At 39.1% G+C, this 25,719-nt stretch carries 10 protein-coding genes; 5 read left to right on the forward strand and 5 right to left on the reverse strand.

All coding sequences use genetic code 11. The annotated features are described in order from the left end of the window. Nucleotides 1–2: 2 nt before the first annotated feature. From ACSBFT_RS11010 to ACSBFT_RS11020, 3 genes are read left to right on the forward strand one after another with little or no spacing between them, the layout of a single operon-like run. A complete protein-coding gene (locus ACSBFT_RS11010) occupies nucleotides 3–1,682 on the forward strand; it encodes a hypothetical protein (RefSeq protein WP_489604663.1) in 1,680 nt (559 codons plus the stop codon). 2 nt (nucleotides 1,683–1,684) lie between these two features. After that, entirely contained in the window at nucleotides 1,685–8,467 is a 6,783-nt protein-coding gene (locus ACSBFT_RS11015) for a fibronectin type III domain-containing protein (protein ID WP_489604664.1), read from the forward strand. After that, nucleotides 8,467–10,536 (forward strand): fibronectin type III domain-containing protein, encoded by a 2,070-nt coding sequence (locus ACSBFT_RS11020; protein ID WP_489604665.1) that lies wholly within the window; start codon nucleotides 8,467–8,469, stop codon nucleotides 10,534–10,536. Before ACSBFT_RS11015 ends, ACSBFT_RS11020 begins: the two co-directional genes overlap by 1 nt. Nucleotides 10,537–10,785: 249 nt before the next feature. Here ACSBFT_RS11020 and ACSBFT_RS11025 read toward each other — a convergent pair whose 3' ends face one another. The 5 genes from ACSBFT_RS11025 to ACSBFT_RS11045 all read right to left on the reverse strand — a co-directional run bounded on the left by ACSBFT_RS11025 (nucleotide 10,786) and on the right by ACSBFT_RS11045 (nucleotide 23,458). Then, nucleotides 10,786–16,734 carry a 3-coathanger stack domain-containing protein gene (locus ACSBFT_RS11025; protein WP_489604666.1) on the reverse strand — a complete coding sequence of 1,983 codons (5,949 nt, stop codon included), beginning with the start codon at nucleotides 16,732–16,734 and terminating at the stop codon, nucleotides 10,786–10,788. A gap of 2 nt (nucleotides 16,735–16,736) precedes the next feature. Next, the gene (locus tag ACSBFT_RS11030) at nucleotides 16,737–17,090 is read right to left on the reverse strand and encodes a LytTR family transcriptional regulator DNA-binding domain-containing protein (protein ID WP_463045859.1); all 354 of its coding nucleotides are present in this window, start codon (nucleotides 17,088–17,090) and stop codon (nucleotides 16,737–16,739) included. A 593-nt stretch (nucleotides 17,091–17,683) separates the two neighbouring features. Further along, on the reverse strand, nucleotides 17,684–21,304 hold the full coding sequence (locus ACSBFT_RS11035; protein ID WP_489604667.1) for a PVC-type heme-binding CxxCH protein: 3,621 nt from the start codon (nucleotides 21,302–21,304) through the stop codon (nucleotides 17,684–17,686). A gap of 29 nt (nucleotides 21,305–21,333) precedes the next feature. Continuing rightward, nucleotides 21,334–22,452 (reverse strand): Gfo/Idh/MocA family protein, encoded by a 1,119-nt coding sequence (locus ACSBFT_RS11040; protein WP_489604668.1) that lies wholly within the window; start codon nucleotides 22,450–22,452, stop codon nucleotides 21,334–21,336. A 172-nt stretch (nucleotides 22,453–22,624) separates the two neighbouring features. Further along, nucleotides 22,625–23,458 carry a sugar phosphate isomerase/epimerase family protein gene (locus tag ACSBFT_RS11045; protein WP_489604669.1) on the reverse strand — a complete coding sequence of 278 codons (834 nt, stop codon included), beginning with the start codon at nucleotides 23,456–23,458 and terminating at the stop codon, nucleotides 22,625–22,627. 149 nt (nucleotides 23,459–23,607) lie between these two features. On the opposite strand from ACSBFT_RS11045, the gene ACSBFT_RS11050 reads away from it, so the two are divergent. Together ACSBFT_RS11050 and ACSBFT_RS11055 are read left to right on the forward strand one after the other, a co-directional pair. Further along, nucleotides 23,608–24,477 (forward strand): AraC family transcriptional regulator, encoded by an 870-nt coding sequence (locus ACSBFT_RS11050; protein WP_489604670.1) that lies wholly within the window; start codon nucleotides 23,608–23,610, stop codon nucleotides 24,475–24,477. Between the two features lie 94 nt (nucleotides 24,478–24,571). Next, nucleotides 24,572–25,543 carry a Gfo/Idh/MocA family protein gene (locus tag ACSBFT_RS11055; RefSeq protein WP_489604671.1) on the forward strand — a complete coding sequence of 324 codons (972 nt, stop codon included), beginning with the start codon at nucleotides 24,572–24,574 and terminating at the stop codon, nucleotides 25,541–25,543. Nucleotides 25,544–25,719 lie beyond the last annotated feature (176 nt).

Here is a 25,719-nt window from a genome sequence, read left to right on the forward strand (position 1 = left end):
AAATGAAAAGGTTCCTTTTGTATTGTATTCTTTTTAGTGGATTTCAACTCTCTGCTCAAAACTTAAATGACGACAGAGCCATTAGAAAGGCCCCATTAATGAAGCTTAATGGCGGATTAAATTTGACCACCAATTATAATTCGTATTTTCTTGACAACAAGCTTAACCTATTTGCCTCTGGCAACCTGAACCTTGGAATCAATAAGTTTAACATTCCAGTGAGTTTTAGCTATTCTGATAGGAAGTTTAACTTCAGTCAAGCCTATAACTTTAACCAATTGAGCATCAGACCTAGCTACAAATGGGCATCGGCAATGCTAGGAACTGGCAATTTCAATTTCTCCCCTTATACCCTAAATGGACATCAATTTCTGGGTGCAGGTTTTGAACTAAAACCTGAGAATTGGGACGTTAAAATCATGTATGGCAGAATGGTAAAAGCGAGCCCTATGGACTCCGTAGCTGGCCCTACTTTTGGTAGATTGGGAGCTGGAACTAAAGTTAGCTATAGGTTTGGTCGGCAACTAAAATTAGGTGCCACTGCCTTTTATGCTTCCGATAACAAGAATTCAATCCCTGCGGAAAATCAAATATTCTATGGTCAAACCATTACACCTTCCGAGAATCTGGTGTTGGCTTTAGACTGGCTTATAAAACCCCTTCCCTTCTTAGAATGGAAAGGTGAAATGGCCAATAGTTTGTTGACCTCAAATGCCAACGAAAACCCAACAGCATTGAAAATCAAATCCGCTGCAGCCCTATTTGTTAATGAAAACAGTACTTCCAAATCTTTAAATGCCTTTAAGACCCAAGTAAACTTTCATCTCGGCAAATCTGCCTCACTCATAGGTGTGGGCTATGAAAAGGTAGACCCCGGTTACAAAACTTTAGGAGGTTACTATTTCGTCAATGACCTTGAGAGTTATAGTTTTCATTTGTCAACCAATTTTTGGAAAAAGAAAGTGGCACTATTTGCCCGGCTAGGAACCCAAAAAGATGACTTAGAAAACACGAAGAGTACAAGCCAAAACCGTTGGGTAGCGTCCGTAAATTCCACTATTAGTCCTACTGAAAAACTGCAGATGAATTTAAGTTTCACCAACTTCAAATCCTTCATGTTTGTAAAAGATTCTTATCAAGAAATCACCAGAATTCCAGGACAACCTATTGACAGTCTAGATTATTCACAGATTTCAAGAAACTTTAATTTCGGTATAAATCAAACTTTGACCAGTTCAGAAACAAAATCTTCTGCCCTGAGACTAAACCTGTCCCACATGAAAGCCGAAGGGAGTAATGGCCCTATCATAAGAGAGGAAACCCAATCGGATATTATCAATGCCGCCTTATGGTACAATTTAAACCTGATAAGTAAAGATTTCGGAATAAATACGGGCTTCTCGTTTAATCAAAACAAATATCATTTAGGAGATAATAAAGGATTAGGGCCTTCTCTGAGCCTTCAAAAGTCTTTTTTCAATAAGAAATTGACCAGCAGCATTAGCTCCATTCTCCTTTTTTCAAATTTCAACTCGGAGCAGCTAACCGCATATAATGTCTTCCTATTGGCAAATTACAGCCCTTTACCAAGGCAAAAGATTTCTATGAATATTGGTTTAGTTGCAAACGGAATTGGATCAAATTACACCAACGCTAACCTAGGATATAACATCAGCTTCTAGCCATGAAAACCACTAAAATAACATTCTTAATTTTTCTGCTAGTTTCAATGTTTATTAACCTTGAAGCTCAAGACTTTAGATACCCCGTAGTGGCGAGAATAACTCAAACCGCTCCTTATCCTATATATTTAAACGAATACGCTAGCCCTGCTCAAAACAACTTTAGTGTGCAGCTGGAAGTTAGAGATAACAGTTTACCCACAAGACAAATAAAACTACGGCTATGGATTCAAGGCCCTGGTATCATTATTCAGAGTACGCCAGTTGTTCAAAATGAACAAACCATAGAATTGTCTAGTGGACAAACGTATCATATTCCAAATAATCAAATCGCTAATTATTTTCAGAATCATAACCTCCTCATTTCCCCACAACAATATGCCAACTCCTTAGAAGAAGGAACATATCAATTTGGCATTGAGGTAATTGACGCTAATACAGGCAGAGCTCTTTCTGGTGTCCAATACGGCAATCCAATCTGGATGACCGTTAACGAACCTCCAATTTTTGCGGTACCAGAAAACGATGTTTTACAACAGCCTCTTTCTCCCCAAAACATAAATTTCCAATGGATTCCGAGACATAAAAACGTAACAGATGTGGAATACGAATTCACTATTACAGAAATAAACAGCCCTAGCGACTATCTTGGAAACTATCAAAATCTGTTCTTATCTCAACCACCTATTTATAGCACTAAAACCAGGCAAACAACACTAAACTATAATTACGCACTACCACCTCTAATTCCTGGAAGAATTTATGCTTATCGTGTACGGGCTATCGCCAAACAAGGCTTGGAAGAAATTGGTATTTTTAGGAATAACGGTTTTAGTGAGATCCAGTGGTTTAAATATGACCATCAACTTTTGCCACCCTTAAATGAAAAAGTAGAAAGAAGTGGACGATATGACTTTAATATAAACTGGGAAGGGCATGATAATGACGAAAGTTATGAACTGTTCTATAGGGAAAAAGGGGCAGATTGGTCTTCAAAAGAAATTCCAAAAGTTAGCTCTAAATCTGGCGTAAATATCCATGACGATATCCTATATCTACTACCAGAAGGCTCATACGACTTCCAAATAGCCGCCAAAGGGAGTCCATTTTATGAAACAGCTTATGGCCCCATCTTTCATTATAAAGACACTATAAAACCCCCTTTTGATTTAAAACCCCTATGGTTGGATTCTACCCAGGCATATTTGTCATGGAGTGGCTATCCAAACCATACCGACTTCAAGATTCTTTATGCCACCAACATTAAAAAGGATTGGAAAGAGTTTAAATATGACAGCCCTGAAAATTATAGTCTTCAGGGTGGTGAAAATAGCTACGCCGCTTATATTCCTCATTTACATTGGGACAGCTCTTATTTATTCAAAATAGTCGCATTTGATGTAGACAGAGATTCCATAGTGAGTCAGCAAGCCTATTTGAAATATGAAGATAGAGAAGAAGTAAAACTTCTTTTGGAAGAAAAGAGTATCTCTGGAAATGTCTCTTGGGCCTTTTTAGAAGAAGAGCTAGCACAGGGAGCTATCAGCGGCACGGCTCAGGAAGAATGGAATAGACTGAACTCTTCTGGAAAAACAAAAACCACCAAAAAATTCATTCATAATAATCAGGAGGTATCCAATCTAAAATACCCATTGGCAGAAGCAAAAATAGAAGTCTTTGCGGATGAAAGCTGTCAAGTTTTATTAAAAACAATTGCTGCAGGTAGTTTAGGTGGCTTTAATGTCAGTTTCCCTGCCGAAGCCCTCCGTGGAGGTTTGTTACCCGACAAAATATATTTAAGCGTAAAACATGAGGTTTTTGGCACCTTTAAAAAAGAAATAAATTCCAATAGTTTTGAAAACTCATTGGACATTGGCGAATGGGTAATTCCAGCCAAAACATTTAGATTCACCACAGAACTATCTGAAAGAGGATTTCAATCTTCAAATCCTCGAGACCATCTGGTAAAAGTTTATAGACGAGTTTCTAGTCTAGAGACTGCCCCTTATGCCAAATATGAGAACTTTAAATCGGGCAGCTATAATGTTGAAAGGATCAATAATGAAGACTATTTCCAAGTAGCGGAGTTAAAACCAGGGGAATTTGCCAATGGTATGTTTTACGCTGCCAGTAAATTCAAACAAGAGTATCTACTAAAAATAGAAGGTCCTTCTCCTTATCTCGACAAGCTTCAATTTGCTCAACTAGACACGGAAAATGGCGTTTACGAAATCACAGTTCCCATAAGTCAGAAAAAAGGCAAACCATACATTCATGGTAACATTTCTTATGAAAATAGCCTGAATGAAGGAGAGTCTGTCAAGCTGGTCTTAACATCTCCAAATGGCACAATAAGTACTTTGCTTACGGGAAATGACAATTCTTATCGTTTTAATCTATCAACCTCCGCCGCTACGGCAGATTTGACCTATCAAATTGAAGTTTATTTTAAGAATAACCTTGTAGAAACGGTCAACCTCAAACTGGATAAAAGCAACTTAGGAACCAGAAAAGATTTCCTCATTAAACAGCGATATCTCACCGCCGTTATGGTTCAATTATTGAATGAAGAAAACGAACCTTTGAAGAACACCTTAGTAGAATATGCCGCTTATAGTTTTACCACAGACGGCAACGGTTGGCTTCACTTCTTAGCTCCTGAAAACTCCACCGCCAACTTACAAATCAGAAGACCAGGTTATGACAATGCCACTATTAGCCTACCCATTTCCAGTCAAATAAAGAACAACAGGACAGACATTGATAGGTCATTGGTCAAACAATATATAGAAGAAGATTTCACAAGTTTAGCCGAAAACCTCCCAACCGATGCAAAACCAAATAACTATAAACTGGGTTATTATTCTCATTTAGTCGGCTCTCAGTTTCTACAATCAAAAAATCAAGATGCCTTTTACGCAGGAGCAAGTATTTATAGAAGCTTTGATGACGCTAAACCAAAGGCTTTTCAGCTAACTTTCAAGGTCATAGATAAAGAAACGCAGCAGCCCATCAAAGATGTGGTTATTAATGAAAATCGTTTGGATGTCATTGGCCAGACCAATACGGAAGGTCTGTTGATGCTAGACAGCCATATTGGCCGTGGAAACAAAGTCTTCAACATTATGCCAAGCAGTACCTCTGTTGATGCACAAGGGCAAAAATATGGAAATGTAGATATCCCATTCGAATTCCCGCCACTTAAAAACGGTCAAGCAAGCACACAAACCATTACGATTGAATTAGAGTCTGGAGGCAAAATAAGTGGGATTGTTTATAAATATGGCACTTCCGGCATTTTGGCCAATGTCAACATTCAAGTGGACTTCTTAGGAACACAAACGACAACAACCACAGATGAAAATGGATACTATTCTGTAAAATTCCAGCCCTCAGAAGATGAAAACTTTCTAACCATTGAAGCCACAAAAGATGGCTACTACGATAGAATAGTGCACATGGCCACTGCAGAAAGTTATGGTCTAACCTACACCAGAGATATCTATATAAAAATTGGGGCTCAAACGGACTCTACTATAAATTCCAAAGCCCCACAGTTAGTGTCTTTGTATGGCTTTAATATTACTGAAATCACGCAATTTGATTCTGAATCTATGTTGGGGCAAATATTAGCAACTTACCCAGACATTGTCGCTAATATTCCCGTATCAGGGACAATAGCGGACAGACAGGGTAATACATTTGAATTTGCCGACGTCAATTTAAAAATAGAGGGTAAGGGTGTGTCTATTCCTACCTTCAAATTCACCTCACCAATAGTCAGCTTAGTTCACAAATCAGGAGAAATGCTTTTCGCAAATAAACTGGATGTAAAAGCCGACGCCGCAATTTACCTAAGACCTGTAAAGGAAAACGATCATAAAATAGGGATGATTTACACCAAATCATTCAGTTTGGAAAAAAGTAAGCTTTCTTCTGACATTCTCAGTGTTTATCAAAAAGCAGATTTAACCAAGTTTTCCCAGTCTAACATCGGCTATAAAAATAAGGATGAGGAAAAAGGAATTACCTACAATAAAGATCTCGGCATAAATAATTTTGAAAACATGCCATATCCTATTGCTTACAGTAATGGTGACATACCCATTTCACAACTTAAATTTATCTCTAAAAAAAGCAATACATCTTCAGCAGCTGCACTTCAAGAATTGTTCGGATATTATGAGACTATAAAATCAGACAACAAGCAGCTTGAAAAAATGTTTCAAAAGAGTAATGCCAATAAAAATGTATTTCAAAACGGTAATTTGATTTTTGAAGCTTTGACTTTAAGTCCGATAACAACCGAATTACACAATATGGTGGTGATGCCCCTCATGAGTATTCCTAACATCCATATTTCTCTTTTGAATATTGACAAGCTACGCCTCGCAAACGAGTCTATTTCAGGTGTGCTAATCGATTATTCTAGGTCGCCCAGAAAACTCTCCATGGGAGCTGATGTGGTACAAGCCCAAATTGAAGAAGTCTATGTAGAAAGCGATGGCGTAGAAATAGTCTATTTTACGAATAACGATGGCAATAAAATCAAAGCCAATAGCGAGAGTCTAAAAGAGATCTCTTATAACGCCAATGGCATCTCTTATTCAGACTATAAAAATCAAAAAGAAGTAGTACAAACAGCCGCGGTATTAAATGAAGTTGAGATGTTCAAAATTCCCCAACCAGCCATGGGACCTGGTTCTAGAATTAAGATAACGGCTTCTGCCGGTACAAATACGGACGGCTTAGGGTACATTGAACAGATTTTTGGAGAAGATAATTTTTTCGCCAACAACACAGGTAACAGCTACATTCCCAAACTAAATATGCTTCTAGCCGATACCGAAGGCAGTCTTACACTAGAAGGACTTGCCGAAATTTCTATTGACCCTCATGATTTTATGCTTTCATGGAAATACAGTGATGCCGATTCCGTTTGGGCTATGAAATTGGAAAGTTGGAAATCCAATAACTTTTGGGGTTATACGGTACTCAGGCCCAAACAATTTGCTGGAAGCTCCACAGACGTCAATATAGAAGATAAGTTAATGGAAGATGGTCTTACTTCATTACCTGAGGCCAATCTAAATGATGGTGAAATAAATATCGTTTACGGAGCCGCTATTCCTCTAATTTCGACTTTTGATATGGAAGTAGTGGCAAAATGGGATGAAAGTGCCAATACTTTTAATAGAGAAACGGCCTCCGCCTCTGGTAGTTTAAGGCTACCAACAGTCATAAGTCTGGAAGTTGGCGGCATGTTGTTTTTTGACTCTACCAATAAGGTAAACGGTCTTTTCCTATCTGTTAATGGCAATTTGGAGATTGTTGGGGCAGAAATATCTGGTTCAGGAGGCTATGTGAATGTAAACGGAGATATCATATGGGGTGGAAGTTTAGCCGTAGCTTCAGAAGGCGGAATAGGGGCACCTAGTTTCAAAATGTATAGTTTGAAAGCTGGTTTCTTATACGACAAGGCCACTGATGCCACTTTTTTACAATTGGCCACATCTATTGGTATAGGGAAAGAGCAAACTTTTCCTGCAGAGATAGTGCAATACCTAAAAGATTCGACAGCAACTCAAACGGCAGATAAGGCCACTACTGATGCCGCTATTAAACAAAAATGGAAGAAAGGAAACAGCCATAACCCAATTTATATAGGTTTTGATGAGTTATTTTTTGCAAGTTCTGGCCGCTCTGGTTATGAGCCTAAAAACCATGATGTAAGCCTTAGTGACGCCGAGGTTACTGTAGCTTTTATAGCCAGCAAGCCAGGTGCTTTTACGCTTACTGGAGCTTCCGGAGTGGCTTTAAAAGGACAATACCTCCTCGATGCCGCCTTCCTTATTAGTAATGACCCTGCAGAAAAAAGTTGGCGTTTCTTTCTTGGAATACCCTCATTTAGTAGAGCTACAGTAGGACCGTTTATAGACTTTACAGCCAATTTCCAATTAGACGTTGGTTCTAAAAACGATAAAACCAACTTTTTCATCATGGGTGCCGCGGAAGGAGATTGGCCAGTTCATGCCATTGTTTATCTCAAATTATCAGCAAAAATTGCCATTGGTGTAAACGCGGAAACAGATTCCGAAAAACTAGCAGACGCCACCACTGCCGGTGGACAAACGCTTTCAGAAACAGCTTCTAAAGTTGTTCAGTTTATGGGTTCTTCATTTAACGATATTGCGGAACAATCTATTCAACAAAGAACAGCCTTCTTTGACGCCATACCAGATTCATTTAAAGACGGAGATGGCCTATTCTCAGGATTATACTTTGGAATCAAAGCCGCTGTTCTATTGGGCGTTGCCAAAGAATTTAGTAATGATTTTGTATCTGGATCTGCTCGTGCCGGAATTGGGATTGAACTTCAATTGGGCCTATTAAAAAGCTTCAATGATGGTCAGTTTGAGCTAAGATTCAGTGGCTCACCTGTTATTGACTTAGGTGTAAAATCTAGGGCTCCTATAGACATGATACTTTTTGAATACACCGTCCAAATTGCTAAAATTTGCGGAGCAGGATACACTTCAGACATTGCTTCTAAAGAAAAATGGAAATGGCGATTCCTATTCCAACTTTTTGCTTTTGACGAAATCATTGGAGCAGGAGGAGATGATGCAGACTGCAATTCTGTAGGTTTATTTTACTGGCGACCATGTATCTATTTCTATTTTTACACCGACCCCGACAAAGCTGGCTATGAAAATGGAAAATGGGTAATGGCCACCGAAGAAGCCGACGATTTCCAATCAACAACTTGTCCAATAGAATGGTAATGAAAAGAATATACATACTCCTATTGCTCGCATTAAGTCTATTCTCAGAAAAGACTCATGCCCAGTTTATTGGCAATTTCGTGGAAGATAGAATTTGCTCTGGTGCCGACGGTAATTATATCTTCTTGGTAGATGAAAAATATATGATGGAGCACAATGGTCTCTTTCCTGAACCCTATCAGAATGGTCGTTTTTTCTTAATTGAACGAAGTGTAAATGATGGTGCCTTTGTGGTCATTGATACGTTAAAACCTATTCAGTCTTCTACAGAACTAGAAGCCATTTTTGGTGAAGGAACTATTCAGGCTATTTTGGAAGATAAAGTCAATTATAGTTTCCAATCAGAAGCAGAAATCATAAAAGCCTATCAATCTTCTAATAGCCCCTTTTCGTTTCTATTTCTCCAGCCTGTAAAGCAGCTGAGAGCCATGGGACATGCTTATGTAGACCTTGACGTTGAAGAAGGAAACAAATACACCTACCGCGTAAAATGGAATGATACGGGGGAGTCAATTGTGACAGGGAGTACTACTTTTGGAGCCTCAAACAAAATGCTTGATAAGGTTAAACTTCGTTTCAATCAAATGTCAATATCCTCTCTTGATTCTTTGATTACTGGAGGATGGTTACAAACAGGAATTGAAAACAAAATGGCTTTCGAAGTAGATTTTTATGGCAAAAAGACATTTGATAAAAAGTTTGAGAAGCTTTATACCAAAAGAATGTTTTATGCTGCGGATACCGTTAAAGCCAGCATATTTCACAGAGTAAACCCTATGGAAGTTTGGGATGTGTTTGCCGTGCCCGTAGATCTTCTGGGCAATAGAGGAACTCCCTCAGATACGGCTACCATTGCAGCATTTACCAAGGGAAGGCTCCCTTACCCCAAAAACTTCACCGCCAAAGACAGCACAAATGCCATTTACTTGACATGGGAACCTGTAACAGAGCATTCTTATGTGAGCGGCTATTTACTTTCACGCGAAATAGGCAATAGAATTTATGCTATTTTAGATACCATTCCTCTAAATCAAAACTATTACTTGGATTATGACGTAGAAAATGGCCAATCTTATAATTATGATTTGCAGGTGATTTCTTCACCTATAAATAACCTTATTTATAAAGATTTCCCATCGGTTAAAGCCGCTGGTAGTCATACAACGAGCGAAAGAATACTACCTCCTGAAAAGCTCACGCTGAGTTATGTAGGTCCTTATATAAGAATTGATTGGGAGCCCGTAGATGAGACTAATTTGATGAATTATTTTGTGTATTCTTCCCTTACTCCGGATGCCGAGACATTTGAAACCGTAGGGTCATCCAGAGACAGTACTTACTTAATAGATAGCACATTAAATGGAGATTTCCAGCATCAAACCAGGTATTACGGTATAAAAAGTATGAGCTATAACATGAAATTAAGCCAGCTCTCCACTATTGCTTCCATTAAGCCAAAATTTGAGACGGAGATAGAGAAACCCATTGGTCTTAATGTAAAACGATGGGCGTCTGGAAACAAACTAACTTGGGAAACGCGGGAAATGTCCTCCAACTTTATTTCGTCGTATAATATTTACCGACGTGCCAGTGCCTTAGAGCCTTTTTTCGTGATAGACTCCCTTATTAATGTTCCAGAATATTTAGACGAGGCCGCTATTCCAGAATTAGCTTATGAATACGCTATTTCAGCCATGGGAATAAATGAAAAAGAAAGCCCAGTATCCGTAAGTCAAATTATTGAGGGTTTAAACGCTTTCCATGAAGAGGACAACCACTTGTCTCGTGTATCTTATAAAAACATACCTCCAGGTATAGAAATCAACTGGCTTTGGCCAAAAAAACCAGCTATAGATAAGGTAGTCATTTATAAAATGTTGGCGAATACGGCATCAGAACAAGAATTCCAGAAGGTGGCAGAAGTGGATGTAGAAAAAAGTAGATTTTGGGATAAAGATGTAAAAGAGGGAGAAACTTACGCCTACCAAATTTCGGTAAAAGATAGCTCAGGAAAAGAATCCACTCGAAAGTTTGCCAAAATTATATCAAGACGCATCCAAGAGGATTAAACCCGGTTTACCCAATAGAGAATCGTAATGAGTTTACGAACTGATTTTGAGCAATTTAACCACGGAATAGATGATAAATCGGGATAAATGCTCTATTTCCTGTCTTCCCAGCCACCTTTACTTTGTCATGCATATATTACAATAAAGGGCTGCTTATGGACAGTCTTGGAACTTTTGTAATTTCACTTATAACCGTATAAGAGGCCACCTCCGTAATGGAGACAGCCTCTTTAGTTTCTGAATTAATCCCTACTGATTACCTGAAACCACCAACTTATGAAAGCTTTCTTTTTTATCTTTTAGTCCTTTGAATTTAAGGAAATAGGTTCCAGCTTCCAGCTCATTAGTGTCTAAGCTGAAAGTGTTCACGCCACTTTCATAAATGATGTCAGAATTAAATTCTCCCTCCTTAGAAGCAACAGAAGTTAGTAATGCTATTTCGAACTGTTGTTCAAAGGCACTTGCAAAAGGAATAAGGATTTTTCCATCTTTATCTATCTTTTGGACAATTCCCTTACTTTCGTCTAAGCTACCCTTATTTTCTAGGGTGTAGGTAGCAAGCTCTTTTGCCGTGGAAGTATTAGCTGCCGCTAATCTAGCTCCCTTACCTCCACCTGACGAACCGCCCGTAGTTTGGTTAGGACAATCTTCCTGAATAGCTAAGAAAACAGAGCCATTTTGTACCTCAAACCCTGGCTTAAGTGTTACCGAATGTTCTCCTTTAAAAATCACAGTGGTAGGAGATTGAATTAAACCATCTGACTCTAAATATGATTTATGGTATTCACCAGTAGATATCGCCGAATTTCCTGGATTATTATTCGTCACAAGGAACGGAGCACCTCCATTTTCACAATCATCGCTGTCGTCATTTAATATGGTAAAGGTTGCCTTATTACTTCCACCTATATTATAGTCTCCACCACTTAATATTCCAAGAATAATACTTTCATCAGACTCTAAATCTGAATCTGCCGTGGGGTCGATATGCAACTGAGCAAGCAATGACCCTTTGGGTATATAAATAGAGCCTTCATTACCATTAAAATTTTGTGCACCAGAGACGGTGTAGTCTATACCATATGTTGCGGTACCAGCCACTATAAAATAAACCAAAATACTGTCACTAGCAGCTTGGGAGACCGTAAAGTCTACATTTAGTGTACCTGCATCATCCTCATTCAAAGAATTCGGTACACTTGAGATAGAAGATGATGTACTAAAGCCAGAAGCGGAAGGATTGAGCTGAGCATAATAAGACACTGTAGAATCCACCTCTGGGCTACCAACATTAAACTTCCATGAATAATTGGTAGTGGCAGGGTTTCCATATTTATCTGAAATATTAACAAGGTCAACCTTAATACTATCTCCTAAATATTGAAGAATATCTACCGTGGGTGTTAAAATTATTTTGTTGTTAAAACATCCCAGAATAGCCGGAATAGAAGCACTGTTTGACAGCCTAGTCATGGTAAAGTTACTAGCGTTAAAAGAACCACATACTAGAGCTTCATTGAAACTCTGTGAAATTTCATCACCAAGCGAGTAAACATCATCTGCTGGCTGAGGAAGTCCAAAAGCCTCTGGCCCCTTTCTGTCTATAACTCCACTTACTCTTTGTGAGTAAACCACATCTAAACCACACTTTAATTTTAATCTAAAGCTGTACTCGCCATCGGAAATATTCTCAACACTTAAATTCATTGAGGTTCCAAAACTACTATTCTGAATTTGAGCCTTTGGAATGGTAATAGCCTCCACCCAATTACTAGTTCCTACCGCGGCATATTCCACCACTATCTCATCAAGATTGGCATAAACATAGTCTTTCATGGTTAGACCTAGCAGGTTATTGTTAGCCTGACTTACCACAAAACCATTTTCTGGTGCTGCGAGGGTTATTGGGCTGCAACCATTTGCAAAAAATGCTGAAATACTTACTTCCTTTCTGGACAATGGGAAAGCCGTATCTTTTCCTCTACAGGCATCGATGGCTTCAAATCTAATGTTTTCAAAACCATAAACATTCTGATCGTATCTAGAGACTCCTACATTAACCGTTTGCTGTTGCAGGTAATTAAGGTCATATTGGAAAGGTATGATAAATGGATTTCCATCATTCTTAATAGTGGCTCCAGTTCCACTTCCATTTATATGCCTTAGCCAATAGGTTCGGTTCTCTTCGCTTTGACTCGTATTGCCAATATTAAGTGCAAACATTTGCTCCGCATTGGCTGGAATTCCAGAAATCACTGGATTGGGTGCTGTTAGTGACACCTCGTACCGTGGCTGAGTACCTGGCTCTGTAGGGCAACTACTTGTACCCGCTATTAAGTCAAAAACGGGCGTATTATATACAGGATCAGTCTTGACGTCAATGGTAAAGAAATCGCCGGGGTTTTGATCTCCTATGGAGTAACCCGTGGTGGTACTTTGAGTAACAGTGTTGTAAGCTGACTTTCCTGTTTCCATTTTCACCCTAATCTTTACACCACCACTTATACCTGCACCACCTATCTCCGCTCCTATCTCCGTAGCTACACCAGCATCTATTGCAAGGTCAAATTCTGTTGAAATAGTTTTTTTAGATCTCGCTGTTGTGCTAGATGTTATGGTACCTCCTGCCCCATCAAAAGATATGTTTTCTACAAACTTCGCTTTCCTTTTGAGTTCTTTATTATTCTCTATGGTTTGTTCCCACACACTTATTTGATCTTCGTAATTTTCTATTTGGGCTTGTGTATTACCCGGGTTGTCTCTGAAAGCTCTTAGCGTGGGAATCAAGGTCTTTTCGATATGATTTTCACTATAAATGTATTTTGTTTCAAAGCCTTCTGTGGAGATCATTAAGAATTTCCTTAAATAAAAAGAGCAAGTATCTGGCGAATAAATCACCTCATTGGTCACTGCATATTTCAAATTCATAGCAGCACCAATATATACGTCTCCTTTTTCTCCAGTAACAAAATTACTATTGGAAGTAGAAAAGGCCTGACTGTTGGTAGTGGAGACCACTACTTCCTCCCCTTTTTTGTAATTACCGGAAGCTATTATAGAGCCCCCTAATTCACCCCAAACTTTTGACTTAATCGCAACCCCAATTCCGTTTTGGGTTTCCACGCCTACTTTTACTTTACCCCACACCTCTTCACTTCCACTTACTTTATTATAAAACCTTGTAGCGGTTTCAACGGTTGTATTTTGACTCCAAGAACTAAAACTTTGATCACCTGGTGGGTCCCTTAAGATTAGAAGTGGAACCTGAGGAGATACGGTAGCAAAACTTCCAATATTAGACTTTAATCCTGTCACTACTGGTTTTAATACAATATTAGGAGCAGTACGTTGCCATATATCTGTAAATACGAAAGCTAAAGTTTTATGATGCGGAGGAATAATGTTTGGAATACCTCCTGTTAAAGTCAATTCTATTTCGCCATTTACCGTCATGGTGTCTAATTGCTCATTCGCATCGTCTATCTGAATATTAGTATTCATTATAAGTGTAGAGTCTTGAGCAGGACATGCCTTGGCAGGGTTTCCTTCCCATACTTTTACCGTAAATGTACGGAGTACACTTTGTTCAAAGATAGGGTTACTAGACAGATCTTGTGAACCTGCAAGTGCCGACCCCGAACACGGCCCTTCTAAACCAACTACGGTTATTTGCGGTCTCTCATGAAAATACAAATTTAAAGTGGTATCTGAATTTGTAATATCTCTCACTCTAATAGAGTCAGGGTAGGCATTTAAAAATGTTTTCATTTCTTCTCCGTTCAAATCTTTCCCTGACGGAACGCCTGAAAAGGAATTAACAGAAACCCTATATTTAGCGGCAGGAAGCCTTACTGAATAGGACCCAGAACTAGAATTAGTTATAATTGTTTTTTGAAAAGTAGGCAACACAGGATTCCCTTCAATATCAGGTAATACTTGCGAAAAAGTCAAACTCGCTTGACCAATATAATAATCTTCACAGTTAATAATTACATTACCTGAGATTACATGTGTGGTGGTATCTTTAAAATTAACATTATTGACCTCCACGCCATTACTTCCTCCTACTGCCACAGACTCCTGATAAAGCTCAAATTGATGTGTCTCATATTCTGGCTTTATAAAATAGCTTCCTTCAAACTCTTTGATGGTGGCATACTTCCCATCAAGCCCTGTGGTAGTTTGATTATCAAGTGGGGTTCCTCCTACGGTCATAGACTCTAGCATCTTCACATTAGGAAGAGGGTAAATCTTTGGGCTGCTTGGCGTTGCACCATCGCAGTCATAACACTCCTGCGTAACAGTACCAGCTATCACGTAGCCCGTGGTGTCTTTAAATATTAAGTCCGACGGATGAGGCAAGGTTTGCTGTAAAGTAATTGGAGCCATGTCTGGGTCAAATCCATGTCCTGGCCTTGAGGGTGTTACTTCAAAATCAGCAGTAGCTCCGGAGCCAGGAGATTTACTACCATAATAAACACCAGGAATGCTAAAAGAGCCACCGTTACCTGTTATGGCGGTATACTCCTTATTGGCTTGTCCCCCTTCTACTGCAGTCGTTCTTTTTGCGGTAATTGTTATTCCTTGAATACCATTTACACCATTTCGGTCTTTTACATGACCAGTTATTACACCATTAGGGTTTACTACTTCTACCTCCAACACGTTTGAGTATGCAGCCACTTCTGGGTTTGTACAAGAGCTTTTAACTTTCCTACGATATTCCGTGGTTGTGGAAATTGAGTCAGGCAAAGTAATAGACTGACCGTCAGCTCCTGCTATAGTTTGCCAGCCGCCGCCATCATCCTTTTCCCATGAGAATATAGCAGAAGGTCTGGCCGAAGCGGTACTAGAATTAAAGAGATAACCATTACTGACCTCATGCGGGTATGGAATCATTTTAGAACCCATTATTGCCCCCCCTGTGGCAGAGGTACTGGCTTTATAGAAAGATAAAATATTGCTATAAGCAGAGCTTCCGCAATCGGAAGCTTTCCTCCTAATTCTTATGGTACCTGTGGTCCCCATATTTCCAAGGGCTGAACTAGAGGTATTGGAAGAACCAGTTCCTGAAATAGAAAACCAAGAACCATAATTATTACTTCTTTCCCAAGTATAAGTTACTCCTCCTAATGTGCTAGATGCTGAGGTGTTATTATATATGGAGCTTAGGTTAGCATTTGGACATAGTGTTGTGGTTGTACTTCCATTGGAACTAGCTATACGGATAGCTCCGGCATTAACGTTTAGAGATGATGTTGAAATAGACAAATTAAAATCACCACTTGCTCCGGAATCATACCCTTCTACAACAACAGCATAAGTGCCAGGACAAAGATCTCTTGTGATCGTGGATTTTGTATTCCCACCCCCAACATCATCATGACTAACAATATAACCATAATTATTAGGAGGGTAGAAATTGAGCAAATGGATATAGGTATCAAAATCAGTTGTTCCGTTATTGGTAGAAATAGTAACCGTTTTAGCTGTTGTGAGTGTAAACTTATATGTAACGTCGTTTCCACTTCTTGCGAACGACGCCGAAGCCCATCCCAAGTTTCCATATCCTAAACTGGATGCTGCCCCAGATGGAGCACTTCTATTAGAGTTAGTATGAGACCTACTACCAGAGGTTATTGTTCCGAAATCCAGAGCACTTGAAAGGTATTGACCATTTGAATACCTCCAAGCGTGTTTAAGCGTACTATAAGAATTATTAGTAGCGTTGTGTTCTTCAATTGATTTCCAAGTACTTGATTCCACGCCGCTATAAGCAGTTCGGTAATTATATTGCCAAGAGCGGTCATCATCTCCACTATCCCAGCTACATCTATACCCTCCGTCATGCTCCCAGCTAAAAACTTCCCAATCAAACCTTCCTGTAGAATTAGTAAAAGTTCCTAAGTTATAATCTACGGCTGGTCCATATCCATTTCCGTCGATATCATAATAATAGCAGGTAGCATCACTATTTGCCGCTCCATCAGAATGACTAAGAAGAATGTTTTTGTCATAACCAATATCTTCCTGAACTTTTATTAAAAAGCTTGGTTCAGAATCGTTACTTTCATCATCAACTTCACCCCAGCCACGGGTGAAATGTACTTCCATATTATAGGTATTACCATTGGTAACTTGCCCCAAAACCGAGAAATTAGCGGTTAAAGCTATCAGTAATAGTAGTAGTCTTTTCATAATTAAAATGGTTTAAGGATGGATGGTATAGTTCTCAGAAGTGTATTCTTTTTTCTTCTTGGTATAAGGATTTCCTGGATGTTTTGAAGTCTGACATAATGAGAATTGTCTCTTTCAATAATGGAGCTGATGTAACCTTTGTTAACTAGGTTAGTGCGGTTAATTCTTAAAAAAACATGCTGACTAAAAATTCTCTCAAACACTCCTAAGGAATATCCGGAAAGAAGTTTCTGACCATTTTTTAAAAGGACAATGGTATAATTTGAAGATGCCTGAAATCGGTTGATTTCATCAACTTTAATCTCTTTAATAATCTTAGGTATTTCCTCGGTATTTCTTTGAAGTGATGTGTTCATATCAATGGTCATTCGATGGAACACCAAAGTTCCCCATTAAACAAACCCCTGTCAATCACCCTAAAGGGTGACATTTCGAGTATTTCGCCGCTTTTATATCACCCTTTTGGTGAAAGGGGGACAGCCATTACTCGGATTTTTAAAAATAGCCCGATAAAGCAAACCTTCTTTTTACAAAAAAATGACTGCAATTTCAATATGACGATTACCCTCTAAAAGGGACAAACCCACGCTTTTATTCCAGCTCTATAAATACTATTGGGGAGAGGTATGAATAAACCCAAGAAGCAGCTTCAGATAAATTAACTCGGATTTCATTTAAGGACATCGTTTGGTTTTATGGTTCTTTGAAGCACCAGTGGTAACAACTAGTTTATGGTAGATTGTTTCCCCTTCCTTTTATACTTAAGCTCGAAGTAAAACGCTCCTTGAGTTATTGGAGACCTATCAAGAAGGAAGTCGTTTTTACCGGCTTAGCAGACGGTTTCATCATTCAAATGATTCATACATTCACTTTTGGAGTCATACAAATAAAAAGCGACCGACTCATATGATTGAGTCGGCCGCTTTTACTTAAGTAAATAGTGTTTATCTTACTCCACTATCATCACCCCTTGCATCAGTCTCCAGTGACCCGGAAACGTACATATATAAGGATACCTGCCTGGTTTCGAGGGTACTTTGAAAGTTAAGCTGAAAGTTTCGTCTGGATTAACCAATGGACTTGCGAACAAAACTTCTGGCATTTCTGGTACATAGTTTTTCTCAGCTCCTTTATCGTCCATCATCATTTTATCTGCAGCCGTTCCCACTTTTTCCATGGCTCCTGGCTTCGTGATAACAATGTTATGCTGCATGGCATCAGGATTTATAAATACCAATTCCACCGTTTCACCTGCTTTCACTTTAAACTCCGTCAAGTCATATTTCATGGCTTCTCTGATGGCCTTGATGGTTACAACTTTTACGTTTTCTGCTCTAGTCACCACTTCCCAAGCTTTTAGTACTTTATTGAGGTAGCTGTTATTGGCATCTTTAAGTCCTATTAAATAAGCTCTGTCTGCCGCAGAGATCTGCACATTTTCAGCTCTATAATCTATGCCTTCAGAAATAGCTTTATAGATAGAATTTCTTCCTGACACCGCAAATTTCTGAGCATCCTTAATCAGCTGAATAACCTCCGCAGGAGAAGAAACTGATGTATGTGAACGTATGGCCCTTTCCAACACAAAAGCATTCATATTCTGAGGTGGATTCACCGTCATTTTCTTTGCTTTATAGTTATTAGAACCATCTTCAGCTGTCAATTCATTAAATTTATCCAGCTCCACTACCACATAATATTCACCCGCTATATCCGAACTAAAAGCAATATTCCCTTTCCAGGGTCCATTTAAATTACCCGTGATAGAAACCGTTTCACCAGCTTTAATACCTCCAGCATAGTTTCTACTAGTTTGTGAATTCAAAATTCCGTTTCCTTGAAACTTTATTTCAAAAGGAACAAATACACCCTCGGCTAAATCCACGTCTCCTTGATTTTTGATTTCCACAGAAACCCCTACCTTTTCTTGTACAGAAGGGTTTGACGGTGTAAGCGTAATTCCTGCGACTACTAAATCTAAACCTTTGGTTCTAACCATCTCTTCTTTGGCTGCCTCCATCATTTTGTGATGGTCATGATTCATCATGGTTTTGTCGGCAGCAGAAACTTTTGACTGCTCAGCCATATGAACCTTCATTAACTTACCTCCATTGGCCGTCAATACTACTGAAAAAGCATCTGGCAACCATCTGTCCTCCGTATCCTTAGATGCAGCTAGTTTCATAAAGAAAGCTTTTTCGGCCCTGGCATTTAATGGCGACTTAGAGAAAACCAAAAGAGCATTTAATACTACTAAAGGCTCTTTATCATAAAGGAGATTTTTAGCCAAAATTTGATTGACAGAAGTCGCTGTAAAAGGCATCACTTTCAACGTATTCTTTCTAACATCCGCATCTGGATGAGCCAAACCTATCTCAATAATTCCAGCGTTTATAGCACCCAAACCCTCTAGCGTCCATAAAGCATGAATAGCAGAAGTGTTTAAACCTATTTCATCTGTTTTATTGCTTTTCAAAAGCTCCACCAATTGCGGCACTACATCTTTATTTCCTTTTTCTACCAATAATCGCTGAGCCTGCATACGCCAGAACATGTTATCGCTTTGCAAAGCCGCTAAAAGTCCTTCTGTATCATCTTTTAATAGACTTAATGGCGTATAAGCATCAGCTCCTTTGTAAGAAACCCTATAAATTCTACCATGCGTAAAGTCTCTTAAGTCTGTCTCATAAGCATTTCCCTCACCCATTTCAAAGCCATCTGGTCTCGGGTTATGCTGAATAATGTAACTATACCAGTCTGCTACCCAAACGGCACCATCTGGACCCGTGGAAGCAAAAACGGGAGAAAACCATTCGTCGGATCCAGCCATTAAGTTGAAGGCTTCTTTATCGCTATAGTCTGTGCCATTTTTCACCATGTTATTTTGGTGAACAATATGACCAGTAGGCTCCGTTACAAAGGCTATTTTGTTCCAATATTTTTGAGGAAAGGCCCTTGCGGTATAAAAGTTATGTCCCGTAGCCGCTGTAAACCCACCAAAGGCATCTACCTGCCTCACTTTAGCCGTAATAGGCTTCATATCCCTATGTGTATCTGTACTTCGGCTACCATTATTTACCCTATTGGTGGCATTGAAATAGCTATGCGGTATAGCCATATACCATCCGTGAGAATTATTGGCCGTAGAGCCAAAAACATCATTGGTTTCATTGAAAGCAAAACCCCAAGTATTGTTTGACGTAGTGGTCATCCACTCTAAAGCAGAGCCATCCGCTTTGAACCTAAAAAAGGCTTGTCCAAATTTCAAGTCTTTGCCATCAGCCGTTTTTCCTTCATAACCAGAATAGCCAACACATCCCCATATCCAGTTGTCAAAACCATAGTGTAAGTTAGACGGGCCTGCATGTGTATCAAAAGTGCCAAAACCAGAATAGATAATTTTCTTTACGTCGGCTTTATCGTCTCCGTCGGTATCTTTCAAAAAAATGATATCTGGTGCTTGCGATACTATCAGACCACCATTTGCAAAAACTAAACCTGTGGGTATACTTAAACCTTCGGCAAAACGTGTAAATTTATCTGCCTTACCGTCGCCATCGGTATCTTCACACATTAAAACGTAATCGCTTCCGCCTTCTGGCTTTCGTTCGTTTGGGTAATCTTTGGTGATTAAGACAAACAATCTTCCTTTCTCATCCCAAGTCATGGCCATCGGGTGCATTACATTTGGCTCGGCCGCAAACAATTCTAAGTTAAAATCTACAGGCACCTGAATGTGTTTCATGGACTCCTCTGGACTTAATGCCAACTGCTGAAGCTGCACTCCAGGGCGTTGCTCATAATTAGGAAGATCTGCTTCCCTATACTTAAAAGGCTCTGGGTTTCTAGCATGATATGCTTTGAGGGCTTCGTCATTAACCGTCCACAGAATGGCGTTATAAATTAAATCTTGAAAGCCTTTTTTACTCCAAGTTCTTTCATCATGACCATAAGCCGTATAGAAAACTTTTCCTTTGCCATGTGTTCTTGTCCATGTATATGGCTCTGTTTTCACACCTGGTTTATCTTTAGCTTGGTCTGCTTTAATTTCTCTTTCTGCCAATACATTATTATCCGCTTCTAAATGACTGTGAAGATAAGTTTCATCGTAAGCAGTAAAAGGACTTATGCCTTTCATAATAGGATGGTTTGGCTGTAAGGATTTAGTACTTACAGAATCCATGGTATGCCTCCAAAACTGACCACCCACTAGCTTCACGTATTTATCAGAATTTCTGAAACAATAAGATGCACAGTGAATAGGCAAGAAACCTTTACCTGAAGCTACAAAGTCCAATAAGGCCTTCTCTTGGTCTGGAGCTATCTCGTCAATATTGGCATAGATCATCAATGCATCATACATCTGAAGTGTTTTCGGATTTAAATCCTTCACATCATCCGTATAAGTAAAATTGATCCCTTTAGGCCCTAAAGCTTCCATTAAACTAGGAATCCTTTCTATGGGTTTATGGTGACTATTATCACCTAAAAATAGTACTTCTAGTCGTCTGCCTTCTTGTGCCAAGACGATATTTGAAACCAGTAAGAGTAAAACAATAATTTTCTTCATAATATATTTCGTTGCCTTTCTAAGGTTATTTAGTTAAAATCTGGCAGATACATTTTTTCTCCACCTTTTAAAGCAGACTCATGAGCCAAAATACCTACAGACGTCCAGTTGGCCGACTGTGCCGCATTAGGAAAAGGTTCTCTGTCTTCTATGAGAGCCATTACAAATTCATGTGCCAAATGCGGGTGAGAACCACCATGACCACCACCTTGAGCAAAACTCAGATGTTCGTTTTCTGCTACGTCATAAACTCCTTTGGTAGTGAAGCTTCTAATTTCTTCTGGCAAAAGATGAGCGTAATCTGGCACGCTCACTTTTGAAGGAATCTCTGGTTCTGGCAATTTAGCAGTGTGCAACACATGCTCTTCGTCTTCTATCAATGACCACTCAAAAGACTTTTTAGAACCGTACACTTCAAAACTCTCTCTATACTGGCGAGCCACGTCAAATAGCGAACGGTACACATGAGCACTTAAATCTGAATCTTTAAATTTTATATGAGCCGACTCTACCGCAAATGGTGAGTTATGTATATCGGCTAGTTCTTTTCTAATGGTTCCTGAACCGAAACATGAAACATACTCTGCTTCTAATTTCATTAAACCTGTAACAGGACCAACACAGTGTGTCGCATAATGCATAGGCGGCAAACCTGGCCAGTAGTCAGGCCAGCCATCCATGTCTTGCTGGTGGGTCGCTTTTAAAAACTGTACTTTCCCTAATTCTCCTTTTTCATACAACTCTTTTACATAAAGAAACTCGCGGGCATAAACCACGGTTTCCATCATCATGTACTTTTTGCCCGTTTCTTTACAAGCATCCACTATTTTCATACAATCCTCCAAAGATGTAGCCATAGGCACTGTACAGGCCACGTGTTTACCAGCATACAAAGCCTTCAATGTTTGCTCTGCGTGATTAGGAATTGGTGAATTGATATGTACTGCGTCAATTTCAGGGTCTTTTAATAACTCGTCATAGTCAGAATATCTTTTTTCTATTCCAAAAGCGTCACCGATGGCATTCAACTTTTCTACATTTCTCTGACAAATTGCGAACATGTTGGCATCCGGGTGACGCTGATAAATTGGAATAAATTCGGCTCCAAAGCCAAGACCCACTATTGCTATGTTTATTTTTTTGCTCATTTTATTTTGCTTTGAGCTGTTGGCTTTTAGCCTTCAGCGTTTTTAAATTTCTTTTTCGTTGTCGGATTGTTCTCCCTTCCTGCCGATTTATCCGCCGCAAGGAGGACAGGCGGGGACATCGCTACCATTAACAATTTTATTGAATCATTCCAGCATTGCATCTTTTATTGACCTACCTCGTCAACACCTTCAAATACTTATAACTGTCTTTGGTCAATTGCTCCTCTGACTCGAACATCTTTCTCCAAATATTAGCAGCAACCAGTTTTTGGCTAAAAGCCTCCACACTTATTACGCCTTTGTAATCCATCTCTTTAAGGGTGTTTATCACTTCCTCAAAATTGATGTGACCATGCCCTATTGTTCCTCTATCGTTTTCCGACAACTGCACATGAACAAGATGATCTCCCATTTTTCTAATGGCATCTGGTAACCTTTTCTCTTCAATATTGGCGTGAAAAGTATCAAACATGAGCTTACAGGAAGGATGATTAACGCTGACCATAAGCTCTACTAACTCATCTGTACAGGAGACCAAATAGCTCTCAAACCTGTTCAGATATTCCAAACCCAAAACAATATTATATTTTTGGGCGTGCTCGGCTAAATCATATAGCACGCTTGCACCCCATTTTTTTTCTTCTTGAGTGGCTGGCTGCCCAGTAAACACACCTAATGCAGAATGAATAGGACCAATAAGTAACTGGGCACCTAAAACGTCAGCACAATCCAGAACAGCCTTGTTAAAATCTAAAGCATCCTTTCTTCTGAATTCGCTAGGGTCTATCGAATTATATGCTGGGCCATTGATGGTTTCTGCCACACAGCTCAATCCAAGATCGTCTAATTTCCTCCTCCATTTTTCCCACTTTTTAGGATTCAGATCCATGATTGGAATCTCAACAGTATCATAACCCGTCTCCTTTATAAGCTCCAATATGGGAAACATATCTTCTGACATGTCTGTGCCCCAAAGCAATAGGTTCATTCCTAGTTTATTCTTCATTGACTTTTTAGGCTTGTGTTTATGTTACAATATTATCAAAGAATAAGTCAATTCCTTACCTGTAAATTTGCGAATGTTGACTATATTTTAACCATCATTAGCATTTAAGCTATATTTGAAAGATAAAATATTAACACAGGTAATTAAAAGTGAGGACTGTCTTAGAAAAAAATATCGAAAACCCTTTAAACTCCATAACGGTTTTAGACTTAAAAGAGCCTTTCTTTGACCCTAACTGGCACTTTCACCCACACTATCAACTATTTACTGTTCTAGAAGGAGCAGGAACACGACTTATAGGAGACAGCATCCAACATTTTGAAAAAGGCGATACCGTTCTGCTTGGTCCAGATTTACCCCATCTATGGAGAAACGACAAAATCTATTTTGAGCCAAATTCCAATTTAAGTACACACGGAATTGTGGTTTATTTCACACAAGATTTCCTAGATAAAACCCTCAGTAACATCCCTGAGTCCATCAAAATACAAAAGCTCTTAAACGAAAGTTATAGAGGGGTAGAGTTTAAAAATGAGTCTAAGATAATAGTAATAGAAGCCCTGTTAAAACTATCTAAATCTGATGGCTATGATTCCATTTTGCAACTTCTAGCCTTGCTAAATAAACTGTCGAAAAGTACGGATACCTCTTTTATTTCAAGCTTAGGTTACACCAACACCCATAAACAATCCGAAACAGAGAGGATGGATAAAGTATATAAATACGCCATGCAGCACTTTAAAGAAAGCGTAAGATTAGACGAGGTAGCCGCTCTGGCCAATATGACCGTACCCGCGTTTTGTAGATATTTCAAAAAACGTTCTAATAAGACCTTTTCAGATTTTATAGCCGAAATTAGAATAGGCCATGCCTGCAAATTAATAAGTTCCGAAAGCTTAAGCATAGGTCAGGTTTGCTACGAAAGTGGGTTTAACACCCTTTCCAACTTCAATAAGAAGTTTAAAGAGATTATGAAAACTACCCCCAGTCAGTTTAAACAAGAATTGACCGGAAAGTAAATAGAATTGATTTTAAGAATTTTTATAGAAATCTCCAGCCCTTAATTTCTAAACTCTTTATCTTGGTACTCATATTCAATCAAAAAGAAAAGAAATGATAAAGTGGGGAATTATAGGCGTAGGAGATGTATGTGAGAAAAAGAGTGGACCTGGTTTTCAAAAAGCAGAAAGTTCTGAACTGGTGGCTGTGATGAGAAGAACGGGCTCATTGGCAGAAGACTTTGCTAAAAGACATGGCGTACCCAAGTGGTATGACCAAGCGGAAGATCTCATCAATGACCCAGAAGTAAACGCCATTTACATAGCTACTCCTCCTAATGGTCATGAGAAAATCACCTTAATGGCCGCTAAGTCTGGCAAACCTATTTATGTGGAAAAACCCATGGCCAGAAGTCACGAAGAGTGCCTTAGTATGATTAAAACTTGCGAAGCAGCCAACGTGCCATTATTTGTGGCATATTACAGAAGAGCACTTCCAAACTTCTTAAAAATAAAGGAACTGGTAGACTCCGGTGCTATAGGAGATATACGTTTTGTAGACGTTAAGATTCATAAATTTGAAAAGGAAAGTTCAGAGCCTAGTTGGCGAACAGATCCTGAAGTGGCTGGAGCAGGGCATTTCTATGATCTGGCCTCTCACCAATTAGATTATCTAGACTTTCTTTTAGGACCTATCAAAAAAGCCACGGGTATGGCTAAAAATCTTGGCGGCTTTTATCCTGCAGAAGATACCACCCTAGGAACTTTCGAATTTGAAACGGGTGCCTTGGGAATGGGAAGCTGGTGCTTTGTAGCCTCTAAAGAATCTGAGTTAGAAAGAACCACCATTTATGGTTCAAAAGGGCGAATTGAATTTCCTTTTTTTGATGGGTCAGAGGTGGACCTGTTTGTAGACGGCCACTTAAAACAAACCTTTAGTTTTGATATGCCTAAACATATACAACAGCCTTTAATTCAGTCTATTGTAGATGAACTTATTGGTAAAAAATCGAAGTGTGTTTCTACAGGAATTTCGGCCGCCAGAACAAATTGGGCCTTAGAGCAGATTTGCCAAAGAATAGACTAATACGCAATATCAGAGAGACGAACCAAAATTCGTCTCTCTCAAAACATATTAATATTTAAGCACCTTAAGCTTTAACAACCTCCACCTCAGAAGCTTGAGGCACGTGACCATATGCTGGACACTGTTTCTTCACACATGAAGAAAAAATAAAGGTAGCTATTACTAAGAAAGCGAAT

It is taken from the genome of Arcticibacterium sp. SM2516, assembly GCF_057914865.1.

What these genes read in the sequence shown, in the direction of transcription:
- ACSBFT_RS11035 (WP_489604667.1), bottom strand. Translation starts at nt 21,304, where the DNA reads ATGAAGAAAATTATTGTTTTACTCTTACTGGTTTCAAATATCGTCTTG.
- ACSBFT_RS11015 (WP_489604664.1), top strand. Translation starts at nt 1,685, where the DNA reads ATGAAAACCACTAAAATAACATTCTTAATTTTTCTGCTAGTTTCAATG.
- ACSBFT_RS11040 (WP_489604668.1), bottom strand. Translation starts at nt 22,452, where the DNA reads ATGAGCAAAAAAATAAACATAGCAATAGTGGGTCTTGGCTTTGGAGCC.
- ACSBFT_RS11010 (WP_489604663.1), top strand. Translation starts at nt 3, where the DNA reads ATGAAAAGGTTCCTTTTGTATTGTATTCTTTTTAGTGGATTTCAACTC.
- ACSBFT_RS11020 (WP_489604665.1), top strand. Translation starts at nt 8,467, where the DNA reads ATGAAAAGAATATACATACTCCTATTGCTCGCATTAAGTCTATTCTCA.
- ACSBFT_RS11025 (WP_489604666.1), bottom strand. Translation starts at nt 16,734, where the DNA reads ATGAAAAGACTACTACTATTACTGATAGCTTTAACCGCTAATTTCTCG.
- ACSBFT_RS11045 (WP_489604669.1), bottom strand. Translation starts at nt 23,458, where the DNA reads ATGAAGAATAAACTAGGAATGAACCTATTGCTTTGGGGCACAGACATG.
- ACSBFT_RS11030 (WP_463045859.1), bottom strand. Translation starts at nt 17,090, where the DNA reads ATGAACACATCACTTCAAAGAAATACCGAGGAAATACCTAAGATTATT.
- ACSBFT_RS11055 (WP_489604671.1), top strand. Translation starts at nt 24,572, where the DNA reads ATGATAAAGTGGGGAATTATAGGCGTAGGAGATGTATGTGAGAAAAAG.